The sequence below is a fragment of the Actinomadura sediminis genome, from assembly GCF_042675525.1.
Classification (GTDB): domain Bacteria; phylum Actinomycetota; class Actinomycetes; order Streptosporangiales; family Streptosporangiaceae; genus Spirillospora; species Spirillospora sediminis.
This window is the reverse complement of sequence record NZ_JBHTJA010000166.1, coordinates 1-9,746: the sequence shown is the minus strand read 5'-3', so window position 1 is coordinate 9,746 and position 9,746 is coordinate 1. Positions and strand designations below refer to the sequence as shown.

Below are 9,746 nucleotides of genomic sequence, written 5' to 3'. Positions count from 1 at the left end.
GGGCCGGGGCCGCGCCCGTCCGCCCGGACGTGCGGCGCGGCGGGGGCTGGCGCCGGGCGGGGCGGCTCATCGGGGCGCGGCGGGGGCCACCGGGACGGCGGCCGGGCTCATCGGACTCCACGACGGCGCAGACTACTGCCCGCGGGCCGGTGACACGCGCGCCCCGGCTCGCATCGGCGTCCGGCGCGTCCGCACGGCCCCCGTCACCGTGCCGCCTCGTCGGCCAGGCCGAGCCGCGCCCACAGGAAGTCGGCGGGCTTCTCGACGGCGAGGCTCGCGTCGATCATCTCGTTGAGGGACGCGGGCTGCCCCCCGCCGACCCGCTGCACCCAGGTGATCACGGCGTAGTGGCCGTAGTTGCGCGCGTAGGCGGCGCTGAACCCCTTCCCGAAGGCGGGGGCGCCCTCGGGGTTCAGCGGGACGATCCAGCCGGCGTTCGTCGCCGGGTCGAGCGTCCGCATGATCTGGTCGGCCCCGGCCTTGTCCTTCAGGTTGACCACGATGAACTGGCCGAGCAGCTTCTTGTCGGCGCTGACGTAGGCGGCGCGGCCGATCTGCGTGCAGCCGTGCGCGGCCAGGTCCTGCCGGAGCCGGTCGCCCCAGGCGGCGCTCGCGCAGTCGGTGAGCTCCGCGCCGGCCTGCGTGAACGTGTACCGGCCGCTCGTGAGGGTCTTGGCCCCGCCGAACGCCTCCGCCTCGGTGATCGCCCGCTGGTCCGCCTCCCGCGAGGCGATCTTGGCGAAGCCGGGCCCGTTGTAGTCCGGGGTGTAGGCCGTCGGCACGGTCTTCGCGACCGCCGCCGGCTTCTCCTCACCGCCGCCCGTCAGCAGGACGACCGCCACGACCGCGACGACCACCGCGACGAGCGCCGCGGCGGCGCCGAACAGCAGCTTGGGAGCGGGGCCCTTCGAGCCGGACCCGCCGCCGTCTTCGGGCCGGGAGTCCCGCCCGCCCTTGGGCGCCGTCCCGGGGGAACCAGTGTCACGTGCCTCGATCACGCCCGGGAGCTTAGCGGTCGGACCGCACCTCGCGCGCCGGAAAGGAGGTTTTGTCCCCGAGACGACCCAAGGTCACGTTTCGGTGGCGGCGCCCCCTCCCCCGCGGCGGCGCCTTCCCGCGGCACCGGCTACACGCCGTTGGCGCCGATGAGCGCGCCCACGCCGTAGGTGATCGCCGCGGCCGCCGCGCCGAACGCGAGCTGCCGCAGCCCGCCGAACCACCAGGCGCGCGTCGTCACCCGCGACACCAGCGCCCCGGCGGCGAACAAGCCCAGCGCGGCGACCGCCGCGGCCGGCCACAGCGACGTCGCGCCCAGCAGGTACGGCAGGACGGGCAGCAGCGCCCCCACCGCGAACGACAGGAACGACGAGCCGGCCGCCAGCAGCGGGGACGGCAGCTCGCCCGGCGCCACGCCGATCTCCTCCTTGGCGTGCACCTCCAGCGCCCCGTCGGGGTCGCGCGAGAGCTGCCGGGCGACCTCGGCGGCCGTCTCGGGATCCACCCCGCGCGACTCGAAGACCTCGGCCAGCTCCCGCTGCTCGGCGAGCGGATGCCGGGCCAGCTCGAGACGCTCGACCTCGATCTCGGCCTCGGCCAGCTCCGACTGGGACGCGACCGAGATGTACTCGCCCGCCGCCATCGAGAACGCCCCGGCGGCGAGCCCGGCCAGCCCCGCGAGCAGCACCACCTGCCGGCTCCCGGAGCCGCCCGCGACGCCCGCGATCAACGCGAAGTTGGAGACCAGGCCGTCCATGGCGCCGAACACGGCGGGCCGCAGCCAGCCGCCGGTGACGTCGCGGTGCCCGTGATGATCCTCCGCCGCCACCGGTCAGGTCACCCCTGCTTGCCGTCCTTGACGGACCGGACGCCCGCGGCCTCGTCGTCCGCCGCTCCGTCGCCCGCGGGCACGTCGTCCGCGGGCACGTCGTCCGCGGGCACGTCGTCCGCGGGCACGTCGTCCGCGGGCACGTCGTCCGCGGGCACGTCGTCCGCCTCGCCCTCCTCGGTCGCCGCCGCGGGCCCGGGCCGGTCCGCGTCGCGGGCCGCGTCCTCGGGCCGGTCGTCCTCGGGCCGGTCGTCCTCGGGGGTCCCGTCCTTCGACGCGTCGTCCGCGGGTTCGGCCGGCTTCCCGGCCTTCGCGGTCCCCGCCGCGCCGCCGCCGTCGTCGCCCCCGCTCGCGGACGCGCCGTCCCGCTTCTCCGGGGCGCCGCCCGGGGTGTCACCGTCGGGCGCGGCGCCGACGTTCTCCGGGCCGGTCCGGTTGCGGGCCCAGTACATGTAGGCGACGGCCGCGAGGAACACGACGACCGACGTCCAGCTGTTCAGCCGCATGCCGAGGATGTGGTGCGCGTCGTCGATGCGCAGCGACTCGATCCAGAACCGGCCCACCGTGTACCCGGCGACGTACAGCGCGAACGCGCGGCCGTGGGTCAGCTCGAAGCGGCGGCCCGCCCAGATGACCAGCACCGCGACGCCCAGGCACCACAGCGACTCGTAGAGGAACGTGGGGTGGTAGGTCGCGATGTCGGCGTACTTGGGGTCGAGGGTGACGCCGTCCGCGAGCCGGGGCCGGTTGTCCTGGTCGATCTCCAAGGCCCAGAACGCGTCCAGGGGCCGCCCGTACAGCTCCTGGTTCCAGTAGTTGCCCCAGCGGCCGATCGCCTGCGCGAGCGCGATGCCGGGCGCGACGGCGTCGGCCATCGCGAGCGGGGACACGCCGCGCGTCCGGCAGCCGATGGCGGCGCCGACCGCGCCGAGCGCGACCGCGCCCCAGATGCCGAGCCCGCCCTCCCAGATCTCCAGCGCCCGCATCGGGTCGCCGTCCGCCCCGAAGTACCGCTGGTAGTCGGTCAGGACGTGGTACAGCCGGCCGCCGACCAGGCCGAACGGCACCGCCCACACCGCCACGTCGATGACCGTGCCGGGCCGGCCGCCCTTGGCGGCCCAGCGCCGCTCGCCCAGCCATACGGCGACGACGATACCGATGATGATCATGATGGCGTAGGCGCGGATCGGGACGGGCCCGAGGTACCAGACGCCCTGCGAGGGACTCGGGATGTAGGCGAGCGGCTGCATGGGCGTTGACGTTACCGCCTCCGGCCCGCTCCCGTGCCCCGCTATGCCCGCATCTCCGCGTCGCGGGTTCCGCCGGCGTCCCGTCCGGCGCCCGCCGCGTTGCCGGACATGCCGCCGGACGCGCTGCCGGTCGGCGTCGGGGTGCTCCCCTGGGCATCGGCGACGGCCTCGCGCAGCCCCTCGGCGGTGAGCGCCTCGCCGGTCAGCTTGCGTCCGTTCAGCGCGAGGTAGGGGGTGGAGTCCACGCCGGCGCGGCCGGCGGCCGCGGTCGCGTCCTCGACCTCCTCGATCTTCTGCATCCGCCGGACGCAGGTCTCGAACGCCTGCCCGGTGATGCCGACCTCGGACGCCCAGGAGACGAGCTGGTCGTGCGTGAAGCCCTCGTCGCCCTCCAGCGGCTGGTGGGTGAACAGCTTGTCGTGGTAGGCCACCCACTTGTCGGCGGGCGCGCAGGCGGCGGCGTTCGCGGCGCGGCGCGAGTTCGACATGAGCGGGTCCTGCTGGAAGAGCTGGAACGGCCGGTAGACGACCTTCACCTTGCCCTGGGCGGCCAGGTCCTTGACCGTCGCGCCGAGGCGTTCCTCCATGGCGCGGCAGGCGGGGCACTGGAAGTCCTCGTAGATCTCCAGGACGGGCGCGTGCACGCCCTGCTTCGCCATCGCGACCGACCCGTCCTGCTGCCGCGTGGTGGGCGCGAGGGGCCCGTCGTACTCGGCGACCGGGTCGGGGCCGCTCTGCCGGCCGGTCACCATGACGACGACGGCGACCGCGACGGCCGCCGCCGCGACGACGCCGAGCACCACCACGAGCGCCCGCCGCCGTTTCGCGCGGGCGGCGTCCCGTGCACGTTCGTCCGCGAGCCGGCGGCGCGCGGAACCCTCATTGTCGGCCATGCTTCGATCCCCCGATCGGCCTGACTGTCGCAGCAGGTCCGAGCGTACCGACGGGAGACCTCCGCCACACGCTGCGACGCGCGCCGCACGCTCCGTGTCGCGGAGCGTGCGGCGCGCGTCGTCCGATCGGGCGGGCCGGGGTCAGCCTTCGGAGCCCTCCCCGGACGCGGACGGCGACGCGGACGGCGACTCCGGCGCGGACCCGGTGGGCGACGCGGACGGCGACGGGGCGGCAGCGGCGGCGGCGTCGACGGTGGCGCGCAGCGCCGCGGGGTTCATCGCGACGCCGTTCTCGATCTGCTTGCCGTCCAGGAACACCGAGGGGGTGCCCTCGACGCCGCGCTGCTCGAGCGCGTACGTCGTCATCTGCTTGACCTTGGCCTCCTGCTTCAGGTCCCGCACGCACGACTCCCACTCGGGGTCGGTGATGCCGATGTCGCGGCCCCACTTGACGAGGTCGTCGGGCGCGAACCCCTCACTGCCCTCGTGCGGCTGGAACTGGAACAGCGCGTCGTGGTAGGAGATCCACTTGTCGGCGGGCGCGCAGAGCGCCGCGTTCGCCGACCGCAGCGAGTTGATCTTGATCGGGTCCCGCTGCTGGCCGAACAGGTGGAACGGCCGGTAGACGACCTTGACCTTGCCGTCGAGCGCGAGCTTCTCGATCGTCTCGCCGGTGGCCTCCTCGAAGTCCTTGCAGATCGGGCACTGGAAGTCCTCGAAGATCTCCAGGACCGGCTTCTCCACGCCCGGCTGCGCCATCACGATCGAGCCGTCGTCCTGGCGGGTCAGCGGCGCGAGCTCGCCCTCGTGCGCGACGGCGGTGTTGTTCTTGTTCCGCTGCTCGATGATCAGGACGGTGCCGACGACCACGACGGCCACCGCGACCACCGAACCGATGACGATGGCGAGCAGCCGCCGCTGCTTCGCCCGCGCGGCCTGCCGCTTGCGCTCGGCGGCCAGGCGCTCCCGCGCGGACCGCTCCCGTGCGGCCTTGCTCATTGACACTCCTATGCGTGGGGGGTCCGCGCCGAATGGGGCGGCGCGGTCCCGGCGGTTCGGTCGTCCCTGCCGGTACACCCGGCCGGTCGCCTCGCCGGCCGTCCGTGGGGGCCGTCCGGGGGCCGGCCGGACCCGTCAGTCGACCTGACCGATCCGCCGGAATTCGTCGAACAGAACGAGGATGAAGAGCAGGGTAGCGATGACGTGCACCCCGGTGCACCACAGGCAGATCTTATGCAGCAGTGCGAGTTCCACGGTCACGAGATAGACGACGAACAGCACGCCGACCGAGGTGCTCGCGATCCGTCCCCACCGCAGCGGCGGCCACTGCGACCGCAGCGCCCACGGGGTGATCAGTACGGCGAACCCCAGGAAGAACGCGAGCCCGAGGAACGGCATCGGGATGCCGAGCAGGGCCGCGTACTCGCTGGACGTGACGGCGTGGCAGTCGACCGTCGACGACGTCGAGCACACCAGCGCCCCCTCGTCGTAGTGCGTCACCGCGAGGTAGCCGGAGATCCCCAGCCCGGCGATCGTCAGCAGCCAGGCCGACGCCAGGAACCACATCGGCCGCGCCGGCTCCCTCGCCGCCGCGCCGCCGCGCTCCTCAGCCGTCATCTCTTGCGTCATCGTGATCCTCCGGGACCGCCTCCGCTGGCGAACTCACCTTACGGGAGTGCGACGGTCCCACAAGCATCAACCGATCGGCGCCGCGAGTTCGTTCCCGCACGGACGCGGAACGTCCCCGGGAATCGCCCGCGCGGGCGGTTCCCGGGGACGTCCGGTGGTGCGGCCGGGCGTGCCCGGCGGGCGCCCGGGCGGGCGGTCAGGCGCCGCGGCGGACGCCCGCCGCGAGGTCCTCGGTGAGGGCGCGGAGGTCCGTGAGGCCGGTGGCGAGGTCGGGGGCGTCGAGGAGGCGGCGGACGAACGCCGTGCCGACGATGACGCCGTCGGCGAACCCGGCGACCTCGGCGGCCTGGGCGCCGTCGCTCACGCCGAGGCCGAGCCCGACGGGCAGGTCCGCGCCGCCCTTGTCGATGAGCGCGCGGGTGCGCTCGACGAGGCGCGGCGCGCCGGTGTCGACGGCGCTGCGGGTGCCGGTGACGCCCATCAGCGAGGCGGCGTAGACGAACCCGCGGCTCACGCTGGTGATCGTCTCGATGCGCTCGTCGGTGGAGCTGAGCGCGACCAGGAACACCCGGTCGAGGTCGTGCTCGTCGGACGCGGCGAGCCAGTCGCCGCCCTCCTCGGGAGTGAGGTCCGGGGTGATGAGCCCGGCCCCGCCGGCGGACGCGAGGTCGCGGGCGAACGCGTCCACGCCGTAGTGGTCGACGGGGTTCCAGTAGGTCATGACGAGCGTCGGGACGCCCGTGGCGGCGACGGCCTCGACGGTGCGGAACACGTCGGCGACCCGGAAGCCGCCGACGAGCGCCCGGTGGACGGCGTCCTGGATGACGGGCCCGTCCATCATCGGGTCGGTGTAGGGCAGGCCGAGCTCGATGACGTCGCAGCCCGCGTCGACCATCGTCCTGGCGGCCTCGATCGCGCCGTCGCGGGTGGGGAACCCGACGGGCAGGTAGCCGACGAGCGCGGCGCGCCCCTCGGCCCGGGCCTTGTCGTAGGCGGTCTTGGCTGTCACCGGCCCTCCCCTTCGGGCATCAGGCCGAAGTGGGTGGCGGCCGTGTGCATGTCCTTGTCGCCGCGCCCCGACAGGCAGACGACGATCGTGGCGTCGGGTCCGAGTTCCGCGCCGACCTTGAGGGCGCCGGCGAGCGCGTGCGCGGACTCGATCGCGGGGATGACGCCCTCGGTGCGGCACAGCAGCGCGAACGCGTCCATGGCCTCGGCGTCGGTGATCTCGCGGTACTCGGCGCGGCCGGAGTGGTGCAGCCAGGCGTGCTCGGGGCCGACGCCGGGATAGTCGAGCCCGGCGGAGATCGAGTGGGTCTCCTGGGTCTGCCCGTCGCCGTCCTGCAGCAGGTAGGTGCGCATGCCGTGGATGACGCCGAGGGACCCGCCGGTGAGCGTCGCCGCGTGCCGTCCGGACGCGACGCCGTCGCCGCCCGCCTCGAACCCGTAGAGCCGGACGGACTCGTCCGGGACGAACGCGTGGAACGCGCCGATCGCGTTGGAGCCGCCGCCGACGCACGCCACGACCGCGTCCGGGAGCGCGCCCGTCAGTTCCAGGCACTGCCGCCGGGCCTCCGCGCCGATGACCCGGTGGAAGTCGCGGACCATCATCGGGAACGGGTGCGGGCCCATGGTGGAGCCGATGCAGTAGTGCGTGTGGTCGACGCTGGCGACCCAGTCGCGGAACGCCTCGTTGACGGCGTCCTTGAGGGTGCGGCTGCCGTTGCGGACCGGGACGACCTCGGCGCCGAGCATCCGCATCCGCGCGACGTTCAGGGCCTGCCGCTCGGTGTCGACCTCGCCCATGTAGACGGTGCAGTCGAGGCCGAGGAGGGCCGCGGCGGTGGCGGTGGCGACGCCGTGCTGGCCCGCGCCGGTCTCGGCGATGACGCGGGTCTTGCCCATCCGCCGGGTGAGCAGCGCCTGCCCCAGCACATTGTTGATCTTGTGCGAGCCGGTGTGGTTGAGGTCCTCGCGCTTGAGCAGGACGCGGGCGCCGCCCGCGTGCGCGGAGAACCGCTTCGCCTCGGTCAGCAGGCTGGGGCGGCCCGCGTAGTTCGCGAGGAGCTCGTCGAGCTCGCCGGTGAACGCCGGGTCGTGCTTGGCGGTCTCGAACTCGCGGGTGAGCTCGTCGAGGGCCGCCATCAGCGCCTCGGGGGCGAACCGCCCGCCGAAGGGCCCGAAGCGGCCCTGCGCGTCCGGCAGGGCGTCGGGCACGGCGGCGCCCGCGGTGTCGGTGGTCATGAAAGAACGTGTCCTGTCGTGGCGTGTGGGGATGTGTGTCCGGTCAGCGAAGGATGGACCGGCCCCGCCATCGCTCGTGCAGCGGTTCGACCTGCATGGCCGTACCCTACCGGTCCGCCGTCAGCCGCTCTGCCGGAGCGCGGGGTGCGCGCCGGCGGCGACGAGGTCGGCGACGGCGGAGCGCGGGTCGCGGCCGATCACCAGGCTCTCGCCCACCAGCACCGCGTCGGCGCCGGAGGACGCGTAGGACAGCAGGTCGTGCGGGCCGCGCACGCCCGACTCGGCGACCTTCACCGCCTCCTTGGGCAGCAGCGGCGCGACCCGGGCGAACACGCCGCGGTCGACCTGCAGGGTGCGCAGGTCGCGGGCGTTGACGCCGATGATCTTGGCGCCGGCCGCCACGGCCCGCTCCGCCTCCTCCTCGGTGTGGACCTCGACGAGCGGGACGAGCCCGATCGACTCGGCGCGCTCGATCAGCGACACCAGCGCGTCCTGCTCGAGGGCGGCGACGATCAGCAGCGCCATGTCGGCGCCGTGGGCGCGCGCCTCCCACAGCTGGTAGGAGGTGACGATGAAGTCCTTGCGCAGGACGCACACGTCGACGTTGGCGCGGACCTCGGCGAGGTCGGCGAGGCTGCCGCCGAACCGCCGCCGCTCGGTCAGCACGCTGATGACCTTCGCGCCGCCGGCCTCGTAGTCGCGGGCCAGCGCGGCGGGGTCGGCGATGGCGGCGAGCGCGCCCTTGGACGGGCTGCTGCGCTTGACCTCGGCGATCACCGAGACGCCGGGGCCGCGCAGCGCGGCCAGCGCGTCCCGGGGCGGCGGGGCGGTCGACGCCTTCTCCTTGAGGGCGTCGAGCGGAACCTCGCGCTGCCTGTCGGCGAGATCGGCTCGGACGCCCTCGATGATCTCGTCCAAAACGCTCAAGGTGACAGGCCCCCTATTTCAGGTCGATCCGTGCACCGATCGTAGCCGCCCCTCCGGACGCTTCTCGCAGCAGGGCGGCCGGGTGCCGGTCAGGGCGCGAGGGCCTGCGCGAACGGCAGGTTCCGCAGCACCCAGTAGACGACGATCACACCCAGGAACGTGAAGACGGGCCCGGGGCGGAACAACGCGGACCGCATCGGCAGGCCGCGCGCGCTGAGCAGCACCCACCGGCCGTACAGGTAGCCGAAGACGGGCAGGAGCAGGAACAGCAGCGGGTTGAGCCCGAACGCGGTGCCCGCGTCGCCGTGCGTCAGGGCGTGCACCATCCGGGTCATGCCGCAGCCGGGGCAGTAGAGCCCGGTCAGCGTGAGGAACGGGCAGGACGGGTAGTGGCCCGCCTCGTTCGGGTCCACGAACGCGACGAGCGTCGCGCCGGCCGCGGCGGCGGCGAGCACCGCGGCGGGACCCAGCAGTGCCCGGGCCCGGCGCCTCGGCGGCGCCGGCGGGTGCGCGTGCACGGTCATGTGCCCAGCGTAGAGGCCGGGCGCCGAGATCAGGCGCCGTGGCCGGACGCGCGGCCGGATGCGGGGCCGGACGCGCGGCCGGGCGCCGAGGTCACGCGCCGAGGTCACGCGTCGAGGACGTAGCCGACGCCGCGGACGGTGCGGATGGGGCCGTCGTGGTGGCCGCCGACGCCGAGCTTGGCGCGGAGCTGGGCGATGTGGACGTCCACGGTGCGGCTCCCGGCGCCCGCGCCGGGTCCCCAGGCGGCGTCGAGGAGCTGCTCGCGGGTGAAGACCCGGCCGGGATTGGTCATCAGGAACTCGAGCAGGTCGGTCTCGGTGCCGGTGAGGGCGACGCGCCGTTTCCCGACGGCGGCGGTGCGGCGGTGCGGGTCGAGGGCGAGCGGGCCGGCGCGCAGCGGGCCGGGGGCGGCGCCCGCCCCGGCCGCCGCGCCGTGCAGGGCGTCGGTGACGG

At 74.5% G+C, this 9,746-nt stretch carries 11 protein-coding genes; all 11 read right to left on the bottom strand.

The features are described 5' to 3' along the window. Positions 1-203 precede the first annotated feature (203 nt). Positions 204-998: a hypothetical protein gene (locus ACFQ11_RS35800; protein WP_378307048.1), complete on the bottom strand. Its 795-nt coding sequence runs from the start codon at positions 996-998 to the stop codon at positions 204-206. 128 nt (positions 999-1,126) lie between these two features. Then, entirely contained in the window at positions 1,127-1,825 is a 699-nt protein-coding gene (locus tag ACFQ11_RS35795; RefSeq protein WP_378307046.1) for a VIT1/CCC1 transporter family protein, read from the bottom strand. 8 nt (positions 1,826-1,833) lie between these two features. Further along, positions 1,834-3,075: a prolipoprotein diacylglyceryl transferase gene (gene lgt / locus ACFQ11_RS35790; protein WP_378307044.1), complete on the bottom strand. Its 1,242-nt coding sequence runs from the start codon at positions 3,073-3,075 to the stop codon at positions 1,834-1,836. A 41-nt stretch (positions 3,076-3,116) separates the two neighbouring features. Further along, positions 3,117-3,968, bottom strand: a complete 852-nt coding sequence (locus ACFQ11_RS35785) for a DsbA family protein (protein WP_378307042.1) — start codon at positions 3,966-3,968, stop codon at positions 3,117-3,119. 141 nt (positions 3,969-4,109) lie between these two features. Beyond that, the gene (locus ACFQ11_RS35780; RefSeq protein WP_378307040.1) at positions 4,110-4,967 is read right to left on the bottom strand and encodes a DsbA family protein; all 858 of its coding nucleotides are present in this window, start codon (positions 4,965-4,967) and stop codon (positions 4,110-4,112) included. A 135-nt stretch (positions 4,968-5,102) separates the two neighbouring features. Further along, a complete protein-coding gene (locus tag ACFQ11_RS35775) occupies positions 5,103-5,585 on the bottom strand; it encodes a vitamin K epoxide reductase family protein (protein WP_378307038.1) in 483 nt (160 codons plus the stop codon). A 208-nt stretch (positions 5,586-5,793) separates the two neighbouring features. Then, entirely contained in the window at positions 5,794-6,606 is an 813-nt protein-coding gene (gene trpA / locus ACFQ11_RS35770) for a tryptophan synthase subunit alpha (protein ID WP_378307036.1), read from the bottom strand. Further along, positions 6,603-7,841 (bottom strand): tryptophan synthase subunit beta, encoded by a 1,239-nt coding sequence (gene trpB, locus ACFQ11_RS35765; RefSeq protein ID WP_378307033.1) that lies wholly within the window; start codon positions 7,839-7,841, stop codon positions 6,603-6,605. The genes trpA and trpB overlap by 4 nt, the downstream gene beginning before the upstream one ends. Positions 7,842-7,961: 120 nt before the next feature. Further along, entirely contained in the window at positions 7,962-8,768 is an 807-nt protein-coding gene (gene trpC / locus ACFQ11_RS35760) for an indole-3-glycerol phosphate synthase TrpC (RefSeq protein WP_378307031.1), read from the bottom strand. 89 nt (positions 8,769-8,857) lie between these two features. Continuing rightward, the gene (locus ACFQ11_RS35755) at positions 8,858-9,292 is read right to left on the bottom strand and encodes a DUF2752 domain-containing protein (RefSeq protein WP_378307029.1); all 435 of its coding nucleotides are present in this window, start codon (positions 9,290-9,292) and stop codon (positions 8,858-8,860) included. Between the two features lie 104 nt (positions 9,293-9,396). Beyond that, positions 9,397-9,746 (bottom strand): winged helix-turn-helix domain-containing protein (locus ACFQ11_RS35750; RefSeq protein ID WP_378307027.1); only part of this gene is annotated, 350 nt, incomplete at its 5' end.